17 protein-coding genes and 3 pseudogenes are annotated in these 23,500 nt (G+C 38.7%); 13 read left to right on the top strand and 7 right to left on the bottom strand.

Annotation, left to right across the window (positions count from 1 at the left end; genetic code table 11):
• The first annotated feature begins 507 nt into the window (after positions 1–507).
• The 3 genes from EZY12_07790 (at position 508) to EZY12_07780 (ending at position 4,562) form a co-directional block, all read left to right on the top strand.
• Positions 508–1,197, top strand: coding sequence for an acyltransferase (locus tag EZY12_07790; protein ID QSX69500.1), 690 nt, complete (start codon positions 508–510; stop codon positions 1,195–1,197).
• Positions 1,198–2,032: 835 nt separating this feature from the next.
• Entirely contained in the window at positions 2,033–2,149 is a 117-nt protein-coding gene (locus tag EZY12_07785) for a photosystem II reaction center protein I (GenBank protein QSX69499.1), read from the top strand.
• A 97-nt stretch (positions 2,150–2,246) separates the two neighbouring features.
• The gene (locus EZY12_07780) at positions 2,247–4,562 is read left to right on the top strand and encodes a DUF3769 domain-containing protein (protein ID QSX69498.1); all 2,316 of its coding nucleotides are present in this window, start codon (positions 2,247–2,249) and stop codon (positions 4,560–4,562) included.
• Between the two features lie 220 nt (positions 4,563–4,782).
• Here EZY12_07780 and EZY12_07775 read toward each other — a convergent pair whose 3' ends face one another.
• Positions 4,783–5,070: an ATP-binding protein gene (locus EZY12_07775; GenBank protein QSX70569.1), complete on the bottom strand. Its 288-nt coding sequence runs from the start codon at positions 5,068–5,070 to the stop codon at positions 4,783–4,785.
• Complete coding sequence (locus EZY12_07770) at positions 5,036–5,566, bottom strand: GAF domain-containing protein (protein QSX69497.1); 531 nt, start codon at positions 5,564–5,566, stop codon at positions 5,036–5,038. The genes EZY12_07775 and EZY12_07770 overlap by 35 nt, the downstream gene beginning before the upstream one ends.
• Positions 5,567–6,070: 504 nt before the next feature.
• On the opposite strand from EZY12_07770, the gene EZY12_07765 reads away from it, so the two are divergent.
• Entirely contained in the window at positions 6,071–6,853 is a 783-nt protein-coding gene (locus EZY12_07765) for a Uma2 family endonuclease (protein QSX69496.1), read from the top strand.
• Between the two features lie 70 nt (positions 6,854–6,923).
• Here the strand turns inward: EZY12_07765 and EZY12_07760 are convergent, their stop codons facing one another.
• Positions 6,924–8,456: a SagB/ThcOx family dehydrogenase gene (locus EZY12_07760; GenBank protein ID QSX69495.1), complete on the bottom strand. Its 1,533-nt coding sequence runs from the start codon at positions 8,454–8,456 to the stop codon at positions 6,924–6,926.
• 286 nt (positions 8,457–8,742) lie between these two features.
• On the opposite strand from EZY12_07760, the gene EZY12_07755 reads away from it, so the two are divergent.
• From EZY12_07755 to EZY12_07725, 7 genes and pseudogenes are all read left to right on the top strand, one after another.
• Positions 8,743–9,579 (top strand): alpha/beta hydrolase, encoded by an 837-nt coding sequence (locus EZY12_07755; protein QSX70568.1) that lies wholly within the window; start codon positions 8,743–8,745, stop codon positions 9,577–9,579.
• A 64-nt stretch (positions 9,580–9,643) separates the two neighbouring features.
• Positions 9,644–11,350: a protein kinase gene (locus EZY12_07750; protein ID QSX69494.1), complete on the top strand. Its 1,707-nt coding sequence runs from the start codon at positions 9,644–9,646 to the stop codon at positions 11,348–11,350.
• Between the two features lie 9 nt (positions 11,351–11,359).
• A pseudogene (locus EZY12_07745) lies at positions 11,360–11,557 on the top strand (Rpn family recombination-promoting nuclease/putative transposase).
• Positions 11,558–11,766: 209 nt separating this feature from the next.
• Positions 11,767–11,859: pseudogene (locus EZY12_07740) on the top strand (RRXRR domain-containing protein).
• 543 nt (positions 11,860–12,402) lie between these two features.
• Positions 12,403–13,977: a reverse transcriptase N-terminal domain-containing protein gene (locus tag EZY12_07735; GenBank protein ID QSX69493.1), complete on the top strand. Its 1,575-nt coding sequence runs from the start codon at positions 12,403–12,405 to the stop codon at positions 13,975–13,977.
• 91 nt (positions 13,978–14,068) lie between these two features.
• Positions 14,069–15,127 (top strand): annotated as a pseudogene (locus tag EZY12_07730) (RRXRR domain-containing protein).
• A gap of 25 nt (positions 15,128–15,152) precedes the next feature.
• Positions 15,153–15,473, top strand: a complete 321-nt coding sequence (locus EZY12_07725) for an Rpn family recombination-promoting nuclease/putative transposase (GenBank protein QSX69492.1) — start codon at positions 15,153–15,155, stop codon at positions 15,471–15,473.
• 205 nt (positions 15,474–15,678) lie between these two features.
• On the opposite strand, the gene EZY12_07720 is transcribed toward EZY12_07725, so the two are convergent.
• The 3 genes from EZY12_07720 to EZY12_07710 all read right to left on the bottom strand — a co-directional run bounded on the left by EZY12_07720 (position 15,679) and on the right by EZY12_07710 (position 17,994).
• Complete coding sequence (locus EZY12_07720; protein ID QSX69491.1) at positions 15,679–16,467, bottom strand: ABC-2 family transporter protein; 789 nt, start codon at positions 16,465–16,467, stop codon at positions 15,679–15,681.
• A 5-nt stretch (positions 16,468–16,472) separates the two neighbouring features.
• Complete coding sequence (locus EZY12_07715) at positions 16,473–17,456, bottom strand: ATP-binding cassette domain-containing protein (GenBank protein QSX69490.1); 984 nt, start codon at positions 17,454–17,456, stop codon at positions 16,473–16,475.
• A gap of 271 nt (positions 17,457–17,727) precedes the next feature.
• Positions 17,728–17,994, bottom strand: coding sequence for a hypothetical protein (locus EZY12_07710; GenBank protein QSX69489.1), 267 nt, complete (start codon positions 17,992–17,994; stop codon positions 17,728–17,730).
• Positions 17,995–18,103: 109 nt separating this feature from the next.
• Here EZY12_07710 and EZY12_07705 point away from each other — a divergent pair, with 109 nt between their 5' ends.
• Entirely contained in the window at positions 18,104–18,712 is a 609-nt protein-coding gene (locus EZY12_07705) for an IS607 family transposase (protein QSX69488.1), read from the top strand.
• Positions 18,713–18,739: 27 nt separating this feature from the next.
• A complete protein-coding gene (locus tag EZY12_07700) occupies positions 18,740–20,221 on the top strand; it encodes an addiction module component (protein ID QSX69487.1) in 1,482 nt (493 codons plus the stop codon).
• Between the two features lie 5 nt (positions 20,222–20,226).
• On the opposite strand, the gene EZY12_07695 is transcribed toward EZY12_07700, so the two are convergent.
• Complete coding sequence (locus EZY12_07695) at positions 20,227–23,445, bottom strand: AAA-like domain-containing protein (GenBank protein ID QSX69486.1); 3,219 nt, start codon at positions 23,443–23,445, stop codon at positions 20,227–20,229.
• Between the last annotated feature and the right edge of the window lie 55 nt (positions 23,446–23,500).

The following is a 23,500-nucleotide window of genomic DNA, read 5'->3' as shown; positions in this document are numbered from 1 at the left end:
CTGATATTAGAGGATGTTTGATAGCTTGCGTGGCGTTAGCCATAAAGCCCTTGGTGATGTATCCAAAATCTTGAGATCCCCCTAAATCCCCCTTAGAAAAGGGGACTTTGACTCTAGTTCCCCTCTTACAGCGGTTTTTGTTTTTATGAGGTACATCTTAGCCCTCTCATCGCTTGCGGCGAGGGGGTTGGGGGTGGGGTTCTTATACCTCATAACACCGGGAAGTGCTGTATTTAAGAATAAAGCGTATCTTCATCCAGGAATGGTATTAGGTGAAATAATTTAGCTGGGCATCATTTTAAAACTGTTAACAACTATGTTTTTCAGGAATTGAGTAAACAATTTACAACTGTAGGCATATTTAGATATTTGCCATAATCGGGAATTTTGTAGATATTTTTGGATTTTTAGGGATAAATTTACTCACTTCTAGTATCGAGGAAAATCATTGTTGATCTTCCTTATCTCCAGCTTGACCAAAAATAATTTATTTACGAGAGATGTACCATGACTAACCAACAATATTCTGCAAAGATCCAAAGATTCCAAGAACTATTAATAACTACTCTATTAGGAGATTTACCAACAATTTCTATGGGACCACAGCTAAGAAGATTGGGATACAAAAATATTTTTAGCCGCATGGGTAATGAAGTTTTCATTCAACATGGAGTGGATATAACTGGAAGTTCATTTATCGAAATTGGCAACGGAGTTAATATCTTTAAAGGTGTCCGCTTAGATGCCAAAGGACATCAAAACAATAGAATGTATATTAGTAATCAAGTCACAATTGAGCGAAATGTAGATATCGGATGTATGGAAAATACTTCTATATATATTGGTGAAAATACTTACATAGCTCCTGGTGTGTGTATTGCTGGTCCTGGAGATATTCGCATTGGTGAAAACTGCATGATAGCATCTCATTCTGGAATCTATGCTAACAATCATCTGTTTCCAGATTTGTTATTACCTATAAGAGAGCAAGGTATTACCCGTGAGGGAATTATTATTGAAAATAATTGCTGGTTAGGGCATGGAGTTACTGTATTAGATGGAGTTACCATTGGTGAAGGTAGCATTATTGGTGCAGGTGCAGTGGTCAGTAAAAATATTCCCCCCTACTCTATTGCGGTAGGTGTCCCGGCAAAAGTGATCAAATGCCGAGTTGCAAACGTAACTTGTTACCAATGATCTAGCACTAATATTTGATAAGCTAAAAAACATCTAATTTGCATAATCGAATTAAACATAACTCTTGTGGGGTGGGCAACATGATCGCCCAGCTTATGCAACTTAAATGCTGATTAGCTTATGAGACTTCCAAATAAAAAAATATCCCAAAATTTCTTGTGGTGTAGGCATCTGGCCCTGCTAATAATATCAGGACGGGCAGGATGCCCATCCCACAAGATTGGATAGCGAACGCGAGAGCGTCCCGGAGGGAACTAGTGCTGCTGCAAGCAATTCATCTTTTTTGTGGAGTCCTCTATGTGAAATATCCGTAGGTTGACACTCTCAGGTCTAAAGACACTGAGATTCTTTAATCAATGAGCCAACTTACAATTGCTGGATTACTCCAACAAAAACAGAGGTCGATTCTCCTAAAGCGTTAATTCCGGTATGCCCTACCGTACTCGATTTTTGTATTTCATTTTTCACCAAATTTAGCTTTCCTAAACTGCAATACTGTTAGGTATGACTACGCACTCAACCAAATTAGTTAAGTTTTTACGTTGTTTAGTTATACTTAAATTCTGGAATTTTTAAAACTATATCACACCTACTGTTACTATTCAACGAGTTAGGCTAAATATTTTCTCCCGTGTCGCTTATATCTCAGCACGCTTTGTGACTGAGCTTTACGCTTACCGAGTAATCTTGTAAGCAATGCCCACGATATTATGGACAACACCATGTTCTCTCGCCAAACGGACAAGATCCAGGTAAAATAAACTAGATATCTGTTCTGCATCGCAGAAAGTACATCCTGTATTGACTATTTGACAAATTTTTGGGAGTTAGTTCTATGTTGAGTTTAAAAATCGCTGTTTATATTGTTGTAGGCTTGTTTGTCAGCATTTTCATCTTCGGGTTGTTGTCCAATGACCCAGCCCGTAACCCTGGTCGTCGGGATTTAGAATAAATTTCTACAAATCACTCTTAGTGGCTGGAAGGTAGAAACAGGCTAATATATGATTTAACCTTCCGGCTATTTTTTGCTTTTTGGTCAGCTTGAAAATATGTTTCATCCAGTATTACCGCCTCAGCTACCTCCAAGTCTTAAAGATTTAAAACCTGTTGATCATCTCAATCTCGCTGCTGCTGCTGCTGTCAAGGTTAAAACTGATGGACGAAAATTGATAATTGTCGGTAAGAATCAAGATAATAAATATCAATCAAGTATCAGCCCAATCAATGATGAAGTTAGTCATAAAAATCAATTATTTCCTGATCAATCGCCATTTTTAGCAGAAACATCAACTCCCCCAGCGCAGCCTAGTAATGTGCATTTACAGGAATCAGGGGGGAAATTTCATCTGTCTATTGGGGAAAAAAAACCTGATGTAGCACCAGTACAAAATATTATTGAATTCAAACTGCGGAATCCCGAAAATCAAGATTCAACACCTACTACTATAGAATTTCCGCCATCACCCCAACTTCCAGAAGCAGAGAAAATTCCCGTGGGAAAAGGCAGAGTTGTGGAGGTAATTGCCGATCGCCAGGAGTATGATGAGCAAAGGCGAATTGTCACTGCTGATGGTAATGTCGTAGTTAGATTTGATGGAGCGGTGATTGATGCCGATACCCTGCAAATCAATTTGGATAATTTGATTGCGGTGGGGGCAGGTAATGTGGCTTTAACTAGAGGTAATCAGGTACTCCAAGGACAACGTTTTACCTATAATTTTATTCAAGATAATGGGGATTTAGAAAACGGTAAAGGTGAACTTTATATCCCCAGTGCCGGAACAGATTTTGCTTTTTCGCCACCGCTCCCTACAGATATTACAGCGGGGGGTGTACCTAGCCAGCCTTTAAGTAATCGAATTCGCGCTAATCAACCTGTGACAGGTGTGAACAGTCCAGGGGGAATCCAATTTAGTGTTAGTGGTCAATCAGATGCGCGAAATGTGGCTACACCTAAATCTGGAGGAATGCTTAAACGGTTACGTTTTGAAGCCCAACGGATTGAATTTTATCCGCGCGGTTTTCAAGCGCAAGATGTGAGAATTACGAATGATCCTTTTTCACCTCCTGAATTAGAAGTCAGGGCGGATAAAGTGACTGTGACACGAGAAGCACCGTTGATAGACCGGATTACTACCCAGCAGCAAAAACTGGTTTTCGATCAAAAAGTTGTTGTCCGAATTCCTGTTAATAGTCGGACAATAGATCGTCGGCCACGCCAAGTAAATCCTACTATTGTCTCTCCTGGTTTTGATAATGGTAAACTGGGTGGTGTTTATGTAGAACGCAGTTTTGAACCGATTAATACTAATCAGAAACGCTGGACGATTACACCCCAGTTTTATGTGCAAAGGGCGTTGAAGAATGGCGGAAATGTAGCTAGTTTATTTGGTGCGAAGACTAAGCTAAATGCTGTTTTGGGTGCGAAAACTGTTTTGGAAGGTGCGGGAGAGTTAACTAGCTTTGATTTTAATCAGGTGGAAGATAGTTTGCGCGGAAGTTTGCGGTTACGCCAAATATTGGGTAATGTAAATCCTTATACATTGAGTTTAGAATCTAGTTACCGCGATCGCTTGTATAATGGTAGCCTTGGGTATCAAACAGTACAGAGTAGTATCGGTGGCATCATCACTTCTCCAATTATTCCTTTAGGTAAGAGCGGTATTAATCTTAGTTATCAAGGCGGCGCTCAATATATAGATGCAAACACAGACCGTCAGGATTTACTCTCACCAGGACGAAAAAATGATCGCATTTCTCTGAGTCGTTTACAAGGGAGTGTGGCCTTGAGTAGTGGTATTAATTTGTGGCAAGGAAAACCATTGCCAGCTACAGCCACTGAAGGATTAAAATATACCTCTAATCCTGTTGTACCATATTTGCAAGCGATCGCAGGTATCACGGGAACTACTAGCTATTATAGTAGCAGCGACAACCAAAGCACGTTGGCTGGTACTATCGGCTTAATCGGACAGATTGGCAATTTTTCTCGCCCTTACTTAGATTATACCGCCTTTAATCTCACCTATTCTCAAGGAACTAATAGCGGTTTATCACCCTTTCTCTTTGATCGTTCAGTTGATAACAAAGTTCTGAATGCAGGTCTTTCTCAGCAACTTTATGGCCCATTGCGGTTAGGTTTGCAAACGTCCGTAAATTTAGATACAGGTAAAAGCACAAGTACGGATTATATTATGGAATACAGCCGTCGTACCTATGGTATTACCTTGCGTTATAATCCTGTGCTACAATTAGGCGGCTTTAGTATTCGTATTAGTGATTTTAACTGGACAGGTGGTACAGATCCATTTTCCAATGGAGAACTTAAACCCGTGGTTAATGGTGTAATCCGTCAAGATAATTGAAAATCCGTAGGGGCAAACCCCCTGTGGTTGCCCTCAATACGGGGTAGGCACGGGGGCTTAAACCCGTGGTTAATGGTGTAATCCGTAGGGGCAAACCCCCTGTGGTTGCCCTCAATACGGGGTAGGCACGGGGGCTTAAACCCGTGGTTAATGGTGTAATCCGTAGGGGCAAACCCCCTGTGGTTGCCCTCAATACGGGGTAGGCACGGGGGCGCTACCCCTACATCCTGCTGTGTAATGGTAAAGTAATTGTAAATGTAGTACCAACATTGATTTTACTTACCATATTAATTTGTACTCCATGGGCATCAACGCATCTTTTCACAATTACTAAATCCAGACCATTACCTTGAATTAATTCAACATTAGAAGCCCGATAGAAGGAATTAAAAATCTTGTTTTGATCATTTTCAGGAATCCCAATTCCTTGATCTTGAATCTTAAAAGTAGCTAATTTGGCTATATGATCACAACTAAGTAAAGAGAAGATGATAATTCCATTGGCTATTTTCTAGAAATTTATGCTGGTGTAAATCCAAGAGTCTGATTACTTGTTTGCCCAAACCTTTTAAAGCTTTTGCTTGCGTGATATTCAAAGTTCGCGGCATTGTATCCATAATACACAAACATCCTAGAGCAAAACCATGAGCATTAATCAGAGGAACTCCTGCATAAAATCGGCAATGGGGATGGAAAATAAGAAGAGGATGATTAACAAATCTTTCATCTTGTAAAATATCGGGAATGATCAGGATTTCTCTTTCTAAAATAATAGAACTACCAAAAGCTAAATTACGAGGAACTTCTGATATATTCACCCCAATTTTTGACTTAAACCATTCTCTTTTTTCATCAACTAAAGTAATTAAAGCAATTGGTGTATTAAAAATATCTGCGGCTAATTGAGCAATTTCATCAAATACAGTTTCCTGTGGCGTGTTTAAAATTTGATATTGGTTAAGTAATTTCCTACGTTGACGTTCATTATTAGGTAAGAGCATCATTCTTAGTTTAAATAAGTAGGCACAATAGGTATAACATAATTTATCAGGGAAAAAATCTACAGTTTAGATTTAGAATCAGAGGTTTAAATAATAATTGAAAATTGGTGTATAATCTTCTTGACCCCAAACATAAGAGCGAGGGTATGTCAGTAACCCAGCCCTAAAGGGACTGAGCTTGCAAGAGAAATCAAACAAGCTGTACTGACCAGACCACCTAGAAATAGGTAGCCGTTATTTGAGTCACGACACCCCGGAATGCGAAGCTAGTTCCCTGCTCTGTCATTTGCAATTAAACAGTTTTAAGGTCACTGAAACAGTGTTGCAAGTATAACAAGCTCTTATAACGCAGTCGAAGCTAACATCACCCCAGAAATGGGAGTTGGTTTTTCAGGTTTCCAATCAAAAAACCTGACTAAAATTTAAGATTCAAAGCCTTTATTACCGCCCGTGTCGCAACCCTGTCAGCCCTAAAGGGACTGAGTTTCCCGCATACCGCGAGGTCTTATGATATTTACCACTGACCCCACCACGCTAACTCCCTTTCCAGACCATACTCAACTTCCAGAGTCTGATGGTACATTTGTGAAAAATTTTCAAGAACATCCTCAAAGTATCTTAATAACAGAATCTATTAAACCAGTATTGCAAAAACGCCATCCAGACGGGCAATATTGCATAGGTCAAGATAGTGGTATATACTGGCGGATGACTGACCCTCCAGAACGTGGCGCAGAAGCTCCTGATTGGTTTTATGTTCCCAACGTACCACCAAGCTTGAATGGAGAAATTCGCCGTTCTTATGTGCTTTGGCAAGAATTTATTGCTCCATTAATTGTTTTAGAATTTGTTTCTGGTAGTGGTGCAGAAGAACGTGATAAAACTCCTTGGACGGGTAAGTTTTGGGTATATGAACAGGTGATTCGTCCGGCTTTTTATGGTATTTATGAAGTTAATAAAGCCAGTATAGAAATTTATCATTTGATTGAAGGAAAATATCAATTATTACCAGCAAATGAACGCGGACATTACCCTATTCTAGCTTTAGGAATTGAGTTAGGAATTTGGCAAGGTGAGTATCAAAATATGGAATTACCTTGGCTGCGTTTGTGGGATTTGGCAGGTAATTTGTTATTAAGTGGTGAAGAAAGGGCAGAACAAGAATATCAAAGGGCAGAATTAGAAATGCAAAGGGCAGAATTAGAACGTCAGAATGCTGAACGAGAACGTCAGAAAAATGATCGTTTAATTGCCCAATTAAGATCCCTGGGTATTGAACCAGAAGCCTAATTGAACACGCAGATCCCCTCCGCAGATCCCCGACTTCTTTAAGAAGTGGGGGATCTTATTTATTCCGCTTTTACCTGGATTTTCCTAATGTCGTAATGTAAATAACTGCTTCATCACTAGGAATACCCAATACTTCATTTACTTGATCATCAAAAAAGCCAGCGATACCACTAACACCTAAATTCAGCCGAATGGCTGCTAAATTTAGTCTTTGTCCTAAAATTCCCGCATCTAGATGTAAATAACGGTAAACACGATCTCCATATTGAGCGATCGCATTTTTTAAATCAGCGGTATGAAATACTACTGCACCTGCATCTCTCCCTAATTCCTGTCCTAAACACAGAAAATGTAACTCTCGACGGAAATTTTTAAAGCGAATTTGCCGTAATTCTTGGGCTTTAGGGGCGTAATAATAACATCCTGCATCTAATCCTTGCACTCCAGAAACAGCAATAAATGTTTCTATTAAATTCAAGTCAAAATAATCAGGATGAGGATCTAAATTTTGGTCAAGATAATTTTGCGGTTGATAAGTAAAATCAAGCAAAGCTTTAAGTTCATTAAAACTTAAATTATCACCACTATAAGCACGAGTAGAACGGCGTTTATAGATAGTATTTGATAAATCTACTAAATTTTCCCCCCAAAAAATTGGTGTAGTCCGAGTTGGAACTTTCTCACAAAAAGGAAAATTATATTTATCTTCTAAAGACTTTTCTGGTTGCACAGATGGTAAATTTAACTTACCACTGCTACTAGCTGGAATTTGGGTATTTAGATGAAAATATTTCAGCAATTCACCATCAGGAATAGATGGATAATTGGTTTCAGTCGTAGAAGGTAAAGCAGTGCTTCCTAGTGGTAAATTTTGGTTTACATCCAACAAATCTGCCAAAGCTAAAACAGCCGTTGTTCCTTCTTGTTCATGATCAATATAAAGTAAATCATTAACAGCTTCATCTACAAAACCGCCAATTAAATGAGCGCGATAATCAGCAATATTAGCAGCTAATTCAATATTACTTAAAAGATGCCCAGTATCGAGAAAAATTCGCCGATAAGCCCTATTTTCATAACGCCAAACAGAACGATAAAAAACCGCAGTGGTAATAATAGCTAATTGGGTACTTTCTAGGGAAGGATGCCAAAAACAAGCAGCTTGTAAAGTTTGCCAAACATCACTTTCCCAAAAGTGCATTAAAGAATGAGTTCGACATTGATAGTTATAGAGTCCCGGTGGTAATAATGGCGTACCACGAGAAACTAAATATACTTCAGCCGGATATAACCCCCCGGCACTTGGAGCAGATCGTAGGTATACAGCACTACCCATAGAAGGCATTTTTGCCGTTAGTCCATAACTGTGAAATAATAGCTGAGAAAGTCTCCACCACCATTTGGCATCTTGGTTATTGGCAACAGTTTCTGCTGTTTCTTTGAGATAGGGTTTGAGGTCAATATCAGAGCCAATTTTATACTCTTTGAACGGTACTGGTTGTTTGTTCCAGTCTAAATTATGACTTTTAGAAGCCAGGGTTTCTGCGTGATACTTAGTCCGGTCGTGATAATGTTGAGCTATGGATTGCTTTGTTTCTGACATAGTAATTTTAATATCCTTGTAGTCCTACTCTTGATTTTGACATTGATTAGTTCCATTAATTCATGTTAGTTAGTACAATCTTAGAGAACTCCAAAAAATAAATTATCCAATATTGTGGGATGGGCATCCTGCCCGTCCTGGTATTATTAGCAGGCTGTGCGGACTGCACCACAAGAAATTCTGGGATATTTTTTTATTTGCAAGTCTCTTAAACAATTCAAAATTAAAAATTGATTGTTTCTGATAGAATTCTCAATCACCTATCCTGGAGAAAATTTAGTAAATGATGCCTGTACGTCAAACTCTATTAACATCAGATATTCAACTCTCTTACTTAGAATGGAATCAAGGTCAAGAACCATTACTGTTATTACATGGTATGGCTGATCATGCTTTGGTTTGGTCTAGTTTGGGAGATTATTTAGCAGCAGATTACCATATAGTTGCACCAGATATGCGTGGTCATGGTGAAAGTAGTAAGCCAGAAAAAGATTATACCTTTGCCAGTGCAATTTCTGATTTGGAAGCATTAATGGATAAATTAGGATGGTCTGCGGCTCATATCGTCAGCCACTCCTGGACAGGGAAATTAGCGGCTATTTGGGCTAGAGAGAACCCAGCCAGATTAAAAAGTATCACATTAGTAGATCCCATTTTCATCTGGAAAATGCCCAGTTTCCTGAAAATCGCATTCCCTTTGTTGTATCGCGTCTTACCTTTCCTCAAAAGTATGGGACCTTTTGCTAGTTACGAAGAAGCTGAACAAAAAATTAAACAACTCAGCCAATATCAAAATTGGAGTCCTTTGCAACAGCAAGTTTTTCAAGCCGCAATTGCACAAAAACCCGACGGTACTTGGGGTAGCAAATTTACCATTGCTGCCCGTGATGGTATTTTTGACGCAGTAATGGAAGTACCAGGTTTTATTCATTCAGTTGATATACCTGCCCTCTTTATACAACCAGAAAAAGGTGTGAACCGCCAAAATTGGCAAATTCAACCCTACAAAACCAACTTAAAAAACTTAAATTTGTGTCAAGTTCCCGGAAATCATTGGCCCTTTTTAACCAACCCCACAGAATTTAATCAAACAGTTGCCGCTTTTTTATCCACACAAACATGAGATAATTATTTCACCACAGGCATTCTCTTTTTTTCAATTCTTAATTCTTAATTTTTAATTGTTTATGAGCCTTTGTATTAATCCAGTTTGTCCTCAAGCCAACCACCCAGATAATGACGAAAACCGCTTTTGTCAAAGTTGTGGTTCTCAATTGGAATTGATAGGACGTTATCGGGTATTACGTTTATTGAGTGATAAAACTGGCTTTAGCAAAGTTTATGAAGCCTACGAACAAGACAGTCCAAAAATTCTTAAAGTTCTCAAAGAAGAATTAGCTAATGATCCTAAAGCCGTCTCACTATTTCAACAAGAAGTAAATGTTTTAGAACAATTAAATCATCCTGGTATTCCCATGGACGAGGGTTACTTTCCCTATCAAACCAGAAATAATGTCATCTTGCATTGTATGGTAATGGAAAAGATTGAAGGACCCAATTTAGAACAGTGGTTAAAGCAACAACAAAACCGTCCCATTTCTGAAGCTCAAGCCATAAACTGGTTAAAACAATTATTAGAAATTTTAGATTTAGTTCATCACAAACAATATTTACATAGAGATATTAAACCATCAAATATCATGATTCGTCCTGATGGACAATTAGTATTAATTGACTTTGGTACAGCCAGAGAAATTACCCGAACCTATCTAGCAAATGGTGGAGGAATGACAGCAATTTCATCATCAGGTTATAGTCCTTTAGAACAAATGCGAGGACAAGCCATACCCCAATCAGATTTCTTTGCTTTAGGACGGACATTTGTATTTTTATTAACGGGATTTCCCCCCGGACAATTATATAATCCTCATTTAGATATTTTACAATGGCGACAGCATGGGAATCATGTTTCTTCATTATTATTGGATTTCATTGATTGGTTAATGTCAGCAGAAGTAAATCAACGTCCTAGCAATGCTGAAGAAATTTCCAGAAGATTAGCAGAAATTGAATTTCAACTTACAGGAAATACATCAGTAACTGTGAATATTGGCGGGAACATAAAAACAGAAATAGTTAATCAAACAACTAATAATCATCCGCTTATTCCCCCCCAAAAACAACCTGAAAAATTACCGTTATTAGCTTGGTTGTCCGCTTTAATAGTTTCCCTATTACTACTTTGGTGGATAGCATTAGCCTTTAGGAGTAACAAATTTGCCGCCTTACCTCCTGACTATGGACAAGCACCAGTTAAACAAGGCAAAGTTGATTATTTTCCCTATGAAGAAGGGAAAGATAGTCAAGGGAGAGTTGCAGAATTTAACATTGCGGTTTTATCAGTCGAATACAAATGGCAATTAGGCAGCACCTACCAAATTAAATATAATGATCAAACTATTACCCTAGATTCCTTAAAATCTAATTTAGAACAAGAAGGTATTCAGAAAATTATGGAAAATCCCAGCGAAATTATTTCCGTGGGAACAGCATCTTGTGAAGGTAATGTTACTGCCGAACAAAGTCGCGCCTTAGAACGTTCTCAACAAATTCAATTATTAGGAAAAAAGATATTTAGTGGTACAACCAGCGTTAAAGGTTATAGGTTATTAAATCTAGGACAATTTCAGAGAAAAGATTGTCAAGCTAGTCAAGATTCAACAGCTTATCAACGCAGTATTATTATCATTGGTGTTAAAAAACAAGCTGAAGGTGTAATATTAGATGAAGCTTTGAGAGATAGATTAGAGAAAAAACCTTTTGCTGATTTTAAATTAGAAGACTATTCTCTAGGTTCAACAGATAAATTTAAAACAATCCCCAGTAATTTATAGTGGTTATTTATGGTCAAAAAAGCCGATATCAGCACCAAAAAACTAATTAGTCTCGCTCCTGAAAATTGGGTAAAATGGGTAACACAAATCCCCGACATTACCGCCGGAGAAATTCTCAATTCCGAATTTCAGTGGATAAGCAGAGAAAGTGATGTATTAATCAAAGCTACCAGTCCTCAGTACGGCGAATTTCTTGTTCTCAGTCAATAACTCAGGGCTTAAGCCACTGAGCTTGTAAGAAATCAAGGCTTACGTGATTGACTAGCCTATTGAGACGTAATTTGGTACGAACTTCCAGATACTTCCCCAGTCTGGATTATCTTCAAGCTATCTTGTAATAGCGTTGGGTAAAGCCAAGACATCTTAGTTACGTTAGGCGAGGGGACTTTAAACTTTGCTCCAAGGATTATCTCTTAATGCGAGTACCCGTAATTTCAGTAGACAACACACCATTAATGCCAACTAAACCAAGTCGGGCAAGACGGTGGATTAAAGACGGCAGTGCGATTCGTTGTTAGTTGAATCACGGTATCCAGCCCGTACATAAGCTAACCAACCCAATCTAGCAATAGAAGAAGGTTGAACTCTCGGTCTGATATGGGTGAAAGTCCCATCTACCAGACTCAGGTATGACTCCTTATCTGCCTACGATGACCCGACTCGGTTTCGGGAGGTCGAAGCTAGGAACAGGGCGCAATCAGACATCCGTTGTGGGTTGACACTGGTGCTAACGGGGAGTTCCTACGGTGAAATCGAGCCTAGAAAAGCAACCTATTTAAGAGCAGGACACAACATCAATACCTGACTCCACTGGAGTCAATTCCCGCCGCATCTTATCGTAATAGCGGCAAGAGTCTAGGGATTCCAGTGGTTGAATTGGCTACACCTAACGGAACTATCAATCAACCGAGGGAACGAATAAAAACGGATTGAAGGTCTAGGGGCGGTCGAACCCCATAAGTAGGCTGGACGAGCAGCGGAATCCCCTCAATTCGGGTAGGACAGACCGTAATTGGTCTGAGGTGTTCAGAATACACAAATTGGAACAGAGCATGATTGGACACAGAAATAACTCTAGTGAATCTTGGAAGACGTTGCCCTGGAAGAAATTCCGCCGTAACTTATTCCGCCTACAAAAACGAGTGTATAAAGCGGTTCAAGTTGGCGACAAGCGCAAAGCTACGTCACTACAAAAGCTGATTCTGAAATCAACCGCAGCGAGATTACTGGCTATCCGTCAAGTATCACAGCTAAATGCTGGGAAAAAGACCGCAGGAATTGATGGCAAAAAGTCCCTTACCTTTAAGGAACGCTTCGAGCTTAATGAACTGCTAAAAGCATCCGTTAGCAACTGGAAACACCAGGAACTAAGAGAGATACCCATCCCCAAAAAGGACGGTACGATGAGGATGCTGAAAATCCCCACTATTGCAGACAGAGCTTACCAATGCCTTGTCAAATACGCATTAGAACCAGCACACGAGGCAACCTTCCACGCTAGGAGCTACGGGTTTAGGACGGGACGTTCAGCGCATGACGCACAAAGACAACTGTTCAACAACTTAAACTCCAAAGCCAACGGAACAGATAAAAGAGTTATAGAACTCGATATCGAAAAATGCTTTGACAGGATAAACCACACCGCCATCATGGATGAACTCATCGCTCCTCATAGCATAAGACAAGGTATTTTCCGATGTCTCAAAGCCGGAGTTAATCCAGAATTTCCCGAACAAGGAACACCTCAAGGTGGTGTGGTAAGCCCACTTTTAGCTAACATCGCCCTAAACGGGATTGAAAGTATTCATAGATATCACGAGAAATCTAATCGCAGAATCACAGACAGAACCCCAAAGGAAAGTATTGTTGAACCAACAATCCGTTACGCGGATGACATGGTAATAATACTTCGACCCCAAGACGATGCGACTGAAATACTTGACAAAATCAGTCAGTTTCTAGCAGAGCGGGGAATGAAAGTCAGTGAGAAAAAGACAAAGCTAACCGCCGCGACAAATGGGTTTGATTTCCTCGGCTGGCACTTCAAAGTCCAGAAAAACGGGAAGTTTAGATGCGTTCCATCAGTGGACAACTTTAAAGCTTTTCGCAAGAAAGTAAAGCACATCGTCAACAACTCGAATTATGGTGCTACCACAAAGGCTGAGAAATTAGCCCCTGTAGTTAGAGGTTGGAGGAATTACCACCGCTTCTGCAAGATGGACGGGTCAAGAAACTCGTTATTCCACATCGAAACAAGAGCTTTCAGGGTATTCAATAAGGAAACTAAGCAAAACCGCTACACTAGCAAGAAATTACTAGACAAGGCGTTCCCCTCAGTTCCCTGCTCCGAAAACAAACACATCAATGTCAAAGGTGAGAAATCACCTTATGACGGAGATTTAAGTTATTGGAGCGAGCGTAACAGCAAGCTCTATAACAACGACACCTCTAAAGCCCTCAAACGGCAAAACCATAAATGTGGTCATTGTGGTCTAAAAATGCTCAGTGATGAGAAGGTGCATTTACATCATATAGATGGAAACCACCAAAACTGGAAACCAAAAAACCTTCTAGCAATTCATGAAAGCTGCCACGATTATATTCACATGAGCAAAAGCGTAAGCTAAGAACGTCGGAAGCTGGGTGCGGTGAAAGTCGCACGCCCAGATTTAACAGAGAGGAGCGCGGGATAATACCCGCCTTCGACTCTACCAAGGCATCGGCAAATTCGACAAACTTGGCATTTTCTATGTCCAGTTGTTATCCGAACCAAGCAATGTCGAAACACAAGAAATAGTTATTGGTTTAGACCCTGGCAAACTCTTTTCAGGCATAGCGGTTCAATCAAAAAAGTTTACCTTACAAATGCTACATTTAGTCCTTCCATTTAAAACAGTCAAAGACCGGATGGAAACTCGGTCAATGATGCGACGCAATAGGAGAGGAAGGCGAATTAATAGGAAGATACCCTTCAATGTCCGTAATCATCGCCAAGCCAGATTTGATAATCGTCGCGGCTCAAAATTGCCTCCAAGTATTAGGGCAAACAAAGATTTGGAATATCGAGTAATTAGTTTACTCCTCCAACTTTACCCAATAAAAACACTTGTCATTGAGGAAGTTGAAGCACGAGGTAACAAAGGCTTTAGTCCTGTAATGGTTGGTCAAAGATACCAGATTAGCCGACTATCAGAACTTGCTGATGTAGTTTTAAAGAAAGGCTGGGAAACATCAAACCTTCGTAAACACCTGGGATTACATAAAGAAAAATCCGATAAGTCTTTACAAATACCAGAAACCCACGCTGTTGACGCGGTGACATTAGCAAGCTCTGAATTTGTTAAATACAAGACTTGGGCAGGAGCTAAAAATCATGGTGCATCTTGGGTAGGATCTGTAGATATCACTGAATCACAATTCACTATTGTGCGCCGTCCACCAATCAGCCGTAGACAACTCCATTTGATGACATTTAGCCAGGGTGGTAATCGTCGGAAATATGGCGGATCTACAACCCGTCATGGTTTTAGAAAAGGTGACTTTGTAAAAGCCAGTCAGGGCAGTAAAACATTCTTTGGCTGGGTTAGTGGAGATACTGAAAAACAAGTCTCTGTCAGTGACGCTAATTGGAAAAGACTAGGACAATGCACTGTTAAAAAAGTTAAGTTGATACAAAGATCGACAGGTCTAATTATCACTGCGGTTAAAACCGCCCGTGTCGCTTCCCTCTCAGCACGCTTTGTGACTGAGTTTCCCACTTACCGGAAGGTCTTATGAAAAATTAAGCCAGTTAGAAACAGTTATGGCTTTTTTTGCTACGTTCGTATTAGATAGCGCCTTAGTTCAACAAATTATGAGGTGGGATATGGCAATTTTACAAGAGTCTCCTTGGTATCAACAAATTTTTGCAGAAGGTGAACAACGGGGTGAACAACGGGGTGAACAACGAGCTATACTGTCATCTATTGAACTAATTTTAGAGATGAAATTTGGTCAAGAAGGTTTACAACTCATGCCAAAAATATCACAAGTTGCTGATTTAGAACAGTTAAAAAATCTTCAAAGGAGCATTTTAACTGTTAATACTTTTGATGAATTGCAGAAGTTTATGCCGAGAAATTAAACTTCTGTTTTTTAGGATTATCCCCCTAATCAAGGGGGAAATAATCTCGGATTAACAATACCTTAGTCAAATCAAAAAATTCCTTGATTCGTAGGTTGGGTTGTTAGCGTTAGCGTTGCGAAGCAATAGCAAGAAACCTAACAAATGCGTTGGGTTGCGCTGTCGCTTAACCCAACCTACAAAAAAACGGCTAAGGTATTGCTATTTAAGCTCCCATTCCTGAATATTGTTTCAAACCCTTACGCCATAAAAAGCGATTAATACCTAAAAACATGAAAAACCAACCTAAAGTTGACAAAAATCCTCTGGTTAAATCCACAGGTAAGCCAACTAAAATACTGGCTGGAAAGTTAATGATATAAGGAAAAGGTGTTAACATCACGATGTTTCTGACATTTTCGGGAAAAATATCTAAAGGTGCGATTAAACCTGATAAAAATATAAAAAACAACAACCATAAATTTTCTAAAGCAGCGGCTCTTTCTGTCCAAAATGCAAACATTGCAAAGGTATATTGAATTATAAATCTTAAAGCAAAAGCCATAATTGTTGCTAATATAAATAGGAATAAATTAGCTATACTTGGCAGCCAAAAAGCCTGGGGATATAAAACAAAAAAGAATATTAATAAAAGGAATACGAAAGGTATTCGAGCTACCCTTTCACCAACATGATTAGCTACATGATGCCAAACTGGATCTAAAGGCTGTAATAATTTTAGGGAAAGTTTACCTTCTAATACTTGTTTTTCAAATTCATAAATTACCCAAACAACAGTGAGTTGTCTAACCAGAAAAACCGCTAAAAAATACCGAGCAAAATCTATAGATTTAAAAGCAAATTTACCACTTTCAGCAGCTTGTACCCAAATACCCATCATAATAATTGGTAGAGAACCCGCTAAAATCCATAATATTAATTCTGACCTATATTCCAACATATAAGCATAGTTTACTGATAGTAAAGTCAAGAATTTTCTGAGAGGTTTTTTCATGTTCATTAATTGTTAAATCCTGTATGAAAAATTCTGCCAATTATCTCTTCTATAGGTGGTTCTGTGACTGTTAAATCTACCACTTCCAAATCGGCTAAAATCTGGGAAACAGTGCGAGTCATCGCTTCTTGTTGCACAATAAATCTGACCCTTCTTCCTTCTAGCATTTGCACATCACCATAGGACGTAAGTTGTTCTAATGGTAATGCTTGAACTAACTCCACATAAATTTCTCGATAAGGAGCAAAACTTTCCAATAATCCAGCTAATCTACCATCATACATGAGTTTTCCTTGATGAATTAATAACACCCGTTGACACAAAGCTGTAATATCAGCCATGTAATGACTCGTTAATAATATGGTTGCTTGATATAGCTGATTATATTCCTTTAAAAATTCCCGCACTCCCACTTGAGCATTAACATCTAATCCTAAAGTTGGTTCATCGAGAAATAAAACTTGGGGACGGTGTAAAAGTGCTGCTAACAGTTCAGCTTTCATCCGTTCACCTAATGATAATTTTCGCACTGGTTGAGTCAGTTTACCTTCTAAAGCCAGCATTTCTGTTAATTCCCCAACTCGACGTTGAAATTCTTTATCAGAAATATTATAAACAGCAGCGTTAATTCTCAAAGAATCTAAGGCTGGTAAATCCCAAATTAATTGCTGTTTTTGTCCCATCACTAAAGTGATTTTTTGCAAAAATGCTTGTTGACGATTAAAGGGAACAAATCCACTGACTTTGACTGTACCACTAGAAGGATGAATTAGCCCTGTGAGCATTTTTAAGGTGGTAGTTTTACCTGCGCCATTGGGACCTAAAAAACCGACGATTTCCCCAGGTTCAATGCTAAAAGTGACATCTTGAACAGCGTTAATATTACGATAAGTCCGGTGGAAAAAATGGTTAATTGTTCCCCGTAGCCCTGGATCTTTAATCGCTACTGGATAGGATTTACTGAGGTTTTCTGCTATGATAATTGACATAAATATTTATTTTACAAAAGAAGGGAACAGGGAACAGGGAACAGGGAACAGGGAACTCTTAACTGGGAACAGGGAACAGGGAACAGATAAGAAACTTTAGTTGCACCAGTTTAAAGCTCAGTCAAAAAAAATATGTTTTTACAAGATGCGTAGCCCGAAAAAAACAGTGTCATTATTTCAATCTCATGTTTTTAAACATGAGTTTTTCCTGTTAGAAAGTTGCCCGTTCCCTGTTCCCTCTGAACTCTTTTTGATAAATTTCCCTCCTCTACTAATAATTGCACAAATTACGAGTAGAAAGCTTGTCTTGAGGAGAATCTTTTTTGTTTAATTCCAGATTATTCTGTAAGTAATCTTTTAACCACTTACAAGCATAATCTAATTCATTTAGCTTCAAGCTTTTTGGTAAGTTCCAGATAATGATAGTGCGATCGCGGCTACCGGAAAATAAAGTTTTACTATCAGCACTAAAGACTAAGGAAGACAAAGGCGCAGAATGTCGAAATAGTGTAATTATTGGTTTTCCCTCAATATTCAAGAGGTGAATTGCATTCTCTCCATCTCCACTACCAGCAGCAATTATTTTGCCACACTCTCTAATCTCAAAATAACGTAGTATACTGGGGTTAATCGTATTTAACCGAAAGATGAAATACCTAACCCCAGAACAAGTTTATAAACAGTTCGGCTATCACCCTAAGACGACGGCAGAATGGGCTGACTTAGGGAAAATAGAATGTATCCGTTCCCCTGGTGGACATCGAAGATATCCAGAATCAGCGTTTATAAAAACAGTCTCAACGGATAAAGAGCGGGTTCTTTACGCCCGTGTCAGCACAAAAACCCAGTTGTTAGACCTTGACACACAAATAGAATTTTTAGGTAAAACCTACCCAGGATGTCGAGTCGTCAAGGATGTGGCTAGTGGCATGAATTGGAAGCGGAAAAACTTTCTTAAATTAATGACTCAAGTTGCCCAGAATCAAATCTCTGAAATTGTCGTAGGGCATAAAGACAGATTATGCAGATTTGGATTTGAGTTCGTTGAGTGGTTTTGCAACCTTCACAGCTGCAAAATTGTTGTGGTAAACAATGCCAAGTTATCACCACACGAAGAGTTAATGCAGGACTTTATGGCTATCATGCACTGCTTTTCCTCCAAACTTTACTTCCTTCGGGCTTACAAGAAAAAAATAGCCGAAGAGCAAAATATTCATGAAACAAATAGTAGTCAATACGAGTCAATGGGTGTATAGTAGTAAAAGACGTAGTAAGCCAAACTCATGAAACTCAAGGTAAAGAATCAGTTAACCGTTACGAGAATCGCTATTTTAGGAACTGAAAAACTAAATAACTGGAAATCTAACGAGCTTGATTTGATCGCTTTGAGCTTGGGTAAACTACGCTCTGACCTGTGGAACGAGTTCGGGTCGTTGAAAGCCTGGGGTGTTTCTAAATTTGAGATTGACAAACAGCTACGCACCTTAAAAGACAAATATCAATTACCTGCTAAGTTATGGGAAGCGACTCTCTATGACGTAATTGATGATATTCATTTAGTTCAGGCTGCTTGTGTTGAGAAGGTGATAAAATCTTTGGGGCAATCGTTCCAGTCTTTTCAGGCTAAAAAAGGAGTTTTACAACTTACCTTAGAAAGTCGGGAATGGTTGGAACATCCCAAACTTTGCACCTTAGTTAGAAAGTTTTGGTATCGAGGACACACGAAAGTTTGTAACCAAATTATTGTAAAGGCTTATGATACTAAAACAGATGATAAAGGTGTGGTGTGGTTGCGTTTTGGAGGTTTAACTCCATGTAAAACTCTCAAACTACCAACGACTTTACCAACAGAAATCAAGTGTCAGATAAGGCTAATTAAGCGTAATAGTAGATGGCAAATACATTACACAACTGACATCCAAAAAGCTGAAAAAAAGACCGAGGGTAAAATAATTGGATGTGATAGAGGTTACACCGAAGTTTATGCCACATCTTCTAACGATGGCGCTAGATTTTTAGGTAATGACTTTGGTAAAATCCAAACTCAAGAAACCGATTACAGAACAGCGAAACAAGTTAAACGTAATAAAATCAAGTCAGTTTTTAACAAGTCTACAGCTAAAGGAAATGGTGCTAAGGCTGATAGAATTAAACGGAATAATCTTGGTAGAATCAAGTGGGACAATCGGGAAACATCCTTTAAAGGTAGGATTCAAACAATAGTTTTTACAGCTACGCATGACTTGATGACAGATGCGATCAAGGTAGCTTTTGAAGATTTGACGGAGCAAATAAAAGGCAAAAAGCCCATGAGAAAGCGCATGAAGAGAAATGTTTCTTCATGGTGCAAGGGGATAGTTGCGGATGCCCTCAAACAAGTTTCAACCCGTGTAGGTTGCACGGTTGTTAGTGTTAATTGTGCGTATACGTCACAACTTGACTCCAGATTTAGTACCTTAACGGGGACTAGAAATGGTGACAAGTTTACCGGACATGATGGGGTCGTGATGCACTCAGATACTAACGCTGCTGATAACGTTCTAGTAAGAATGGGTGACGTTGAAATCACTCGTTACATGAAACATTCAAACGTAAAAGTAATATTACTAGAACGAACTCAGAAGTTTCGGGAATCCCTAATAGTGGAGACTGAAGCGAAACCGGGCAAGGATAAGCCCCAGACTCTAGAACCTAAAAGCAAACTTGCGAACAAGGTCAATCAGAGAGCGAACTATAAGCAATTGACGTTGTTTGACCTTGGTTAACTACGTTATTTGTGTATCCCATCTGGACTAAATGCTATGGTTTGGAAGGTAATTTTTGGATCTACTAATGTCTTTAAAAATTTGCCATCACGTTGCCATAACTTGATGGTGCGATCATCGGAAATGGATGCTATCAACTGTCCATCTGGACTAAAGACGGCATCCAAAACCCCTAGCTTATGACCTTTTAGAGTCTTCAAAAGTTTACCCTCTCGACTCCACAGATGGATGGCTTTATCATAACTACTAGTTACCAATAGTTGACCATCAGAACTAAAATCTATACTATTAATTGGCTCACTGTGTGCTTTAGTCGTTTTTTGCCATCGGAAACTGAACGGTTTTTTTTCATCTCGTTGCCATAACCGCAGAGTTCGATCATAACCAACTGAAGCGAGAGTTTTACCATCTGGACTCAGTACTATATCTAGAATTGCTCCAGTGTGACCTAATAGCTGGCCTATAAGAGTGCCATCAATTTTCCAGATTTTGATAGTTTTATCCTGACTCCCAGTTGCTAAATACTGGCTATTAGGACTAAAAACAACAGAGGTTACGCCATTTTTATGTCCTTTAAGACTTCTGAATAATGTACCATCAGATTTCCAAAGATTGACGACGTAATCCCAAGCCGTGGTAGCAATAATTTTACCATTGGGACTAATAGCAACTCTGTCCACGTCGGATTGATGATCTCTTAAAATTGTGACTAAGGGATTTTCCAATTTCCAAAGTTTCACACTATTATCCATACTGGCCGTAGCTAGAATTTTACTATCAGGACTCCAAGCGATCGTCCAAACAGCTTCTTTATGTCCTGCCAAAGTAGCCAAATCTTTACCATCAAGACTATAAAGTTTCACCTCTTTATCCCAACTAGCAGCAGCCAGCATTTTATTATCAGGACTAAATGCCAGAGCTATAATTGAATATCCCGTTTGAATGCTTTTGAGTTTTTCACCATTGATGCTCCAAAATTCAATCTTTTTATTATTACCACTTGTAGCCAGCAATTTTCCATCAGCAGAAATTGCCAAACCCCGCACACCATCTTCACCACGATTGAAATTAACTAATTTTTTACCATTGAGACTCCAAAGGGTTGTTTGGCCATCAACACTACCCGTCACTAATTTTTGACCATCGGGGGTAAACAAAACTTTAGAAATAGTCCCTGAATGCGCTTTAATAGTCGTGAGTTTTTTGTCTGCTAACTGCCATACTCCTAAAGTACCGTCATTCACACCAATTGCCAGTCGTTGCCCATCAGGACTAAAAGCTATACTTTTAACTTCTTCACTAACGGTGATAGTTGCTAACTCCTGACCATGTAATGACCAGAGTTTGATAGTTTTATCAGCACTACCGGAGGCAATTATTTTACCATTAGGACTAAAAGCAATTGCCCAAGTAGTGGAATTGTGAGCTTTAAATTTGCGAATTAATTTGCCATTTTTTTGCCATAACCAAATTTCATTATTACTAGCAAGTGCTACCATCTGTCCATTAGGGCTCCAGGCTAGATCCCAAATCCAACTAAGATTGTCATCTGAGAGCTGATTCCATTCTTGCGCTCCATAACTCGTTTGACGCAGAACATTATTTGTTAATTGTTCCAGTTCAGGATTGTTAATTTTCAGACGGTTTAATTTAATTTTAGCTTTAATCGCACCCTGGAGAGCTTCTAATTCTTGATGGGAATTTAATTGAGCCTCTGATGAAGATACTAGGGCGGCAATTTCACTCATTTTTGCTAGGGTTTCATTTTGGAGAGATTGACGATATAACCAGAAAGTTATCCCTCCTAAGCTAACAGCAGTTAAAAAAGCTGTACTAATTACTCCCAAAACGAGTTTTTGTAAGCGAGCATTTTTTTGTTGTTCCAGAAATTGAATTTCAATATTTTTAGCTTTTTCTGCTCCTAAAATAAGCTGTTGTTCTTGTCGTTCTAAGTTTGCACTTTTAGCTAAAAATTGATTATCTAAATTTGTTAAACTTTTATCCCAAGCCCAAGCTTGAGCATCTGCTAATGCTTGTCCTCTTAATAAGCGAGATTCATCAGTTTGTTGAGACATTAACCACGCATCAAAAGTTTGAGAGTAGGGACGTAAATTAGCTAATTGTTTTTCTACCCAATCTAAGTTAAATACTTGGGTATAAATGCGATTTTTAACAATTAATAATCCCCCTTGTTTAACTACTAAGCCTGAGAGCAATAATTCTATTTGTTCTCTACTATCATCACTTGTTACTTTTACACCTTGCAAAATTTGCTGGTAAATTCCCAATAATCTACCTGCAAGCTGTTTATTATAAAGTAGCCGATCTCGGATAGTTCTTAAATGTTCTGGTTCGTCTTGAGATTCCCAATTTTCAATAATATATTCATTAACAATATTATCTAGCCAAAACTCTTCATAACCTTGAGCAAAATCCAGGTGATCACCACTTATTTTAAAATTAGTGATGAGATTACATAACTTTTGTGTTAAAAAAGGCTGCCCTCCTGTCCAATCTAAAATTTGTTTCATGACTGGGTGTGGATTAGGTATCACTAACTCTAATCCTCTAATTAAAGAATCCACTTCTTGTATTTGAAATCCTTTTAACTCAATTGCCTGACCAATATTAAAAGGTGTTCTTTTCATGTCTTGAATTAAATCTGATGGAGTAGTGACTCCAAAAATTGCAAATGTCAACCGCTGATATTCTGGGTCTATTGCTCTTTGATTATAGCAGTATCTAATTAATGCAAAAAAATCATCCACGGGAAAACTTAAACTAAGTATGCTATCAATTTCATCTATAAAAATAATTAATTTTTCTTTTGGGAATTGAGTTAATAATTCAGCAATAAACCGACTTAAGTTTTGTAGTAAAGAAATATCATCTCCCGTTTGCCACCATGATTTTAAATTAAATTTGCCTAAAAGTTCAAATCCTCTCCATAAATCGGTAATGATTCCCTTATACCATTGACTTGGGGTAATATTCTCACTGCCAATATTCGTCATATCAATAGATGTGCATTTCCATCCTCCTTGTTCTAAATGATGTTTAGTTCTCACTAACAAGGATGATTTACCCATTTGCCGACAGTTGAGAACATAACAAAATTCACCTTGTTTTAAAGCGTTGTATATTTCTATGTCTGCTTGTCTTTCTACGTAACTAGGGGCATTATTTATGAGGCTTCCACCGACTTGATATGTATGGGTATTCATAGTATAATAATCTAGTTTGATTTTTGAAACATACTTAGGGTGGGCAATGCCCACC

This window comes from Dolichospermum sp. DET69 (assembly GCA_017355425.1).
Classification (GTDB): domain Bacteria; phylum Cyanobacteriota; class Cyanobacteriia; order Cyanobacteriales; family Nostocaceae; genus Dolichospermum.
Note: the sequence above shows the minus strand (reverse complement) of the source record. Positions and strands in the feature narration are given on the sequence as shown.

Coding starts and splice junctions, on each gene's coding strand:
- EZY12_07790 (QSX69500.1), top strand. CDS start 508: ATGACTAACCAACAATATTCTGCAAAGATCCAAAGATTCCAAGAACTA.
- EZY12_07785 (QSX69499.1), top strand. CDS start 2,033: ATGTTGAGTTTAAAAATCGCTGTTTATATTGTTGTAGGCTTGTTTGTC.
- EZY12_07780 (QSX69498.1), top strand. CDS start 2,247: ATGTTTCATCCAGTATTACCGCCTCAGCTACCTCCAAGTCTTAAAGAT.
- EZY12_07770 (QSX69497.1), bottom strand. CDS start 5,566: ATGATGCTCTTACCTAATAATGAACGTCAACGTAGGAAATTACTTAAC.
- EZY12_07765 (QSX69496.1), top strand. CDS start 6,071: ATGATATTTACCACTGACCCCACCACGCTAACTCCCTTTCCAGACCAT.
- EZY12_07760 (QSX69495.1), bottom strand. CDS start 8,456: ATGTCAGAAACAAAGCAATCCATAGCTCAACATTATCACGACCGGACT.
- EZY12_07755 (QSX70568.1), top strand. CDS start 8,743: ATGCCTGTACGTCAAACTCTATTAACATCAGATATTCAACTCTCTTAC.
- EZY12_07750 (QSX69494.1), top strand. CDS start 9,644: ATGAGCCTTTGTATTAATCCAGTTTGTCCTCAAGCCAACCACCCAGAT.
- EZY12_07735 (QSX69493.1), top strand. CDS start 12,403: ATGATTGGACACAGAAATAACTCTAGTGAATCTTGGAAGACGTTGCCC.
- EZY12_07725 (QSX69492.1), top strand. CDS start 15,153: ATGGCTTTTTTTGCTACGTTCGTATTAGATAGCGCCTTAGTTCAACAA.
- EZY12_07720 (QSX69491.1), bottom strand. CDS start 16,467: ATGAAAAAACCTCTCAGAAAATTCTTGACTTTACTATCAGTAAACTAT.
- EZY12_07715 (QSX69490.1), bottom strand. CDS start 17,456: ATGTCAATTATCATAGCAGAAAACCTCAGTAAATCCTATCCAGTAGCG.
- EZY12_07705 (QSX69488.1), top strand. CDS start 18,104: ATGAAATACCTAACCCCAGAACAAGTTTATAAACAGTTCGGCTATCAC.
- EZY12_07700 (QSX69487.1), top strand. CDS start 18,740: ATGAAACTCAAGGTAAAGAATCAGTTAACCGTTACGAGAATCGCTATT.
- EZY12_07695 (QSX69486.1), bottom strand. CDS start 23,445: ATGAATACCCATACATATCAAGTCGGTGGAAGCCTCATAAATAATGCC.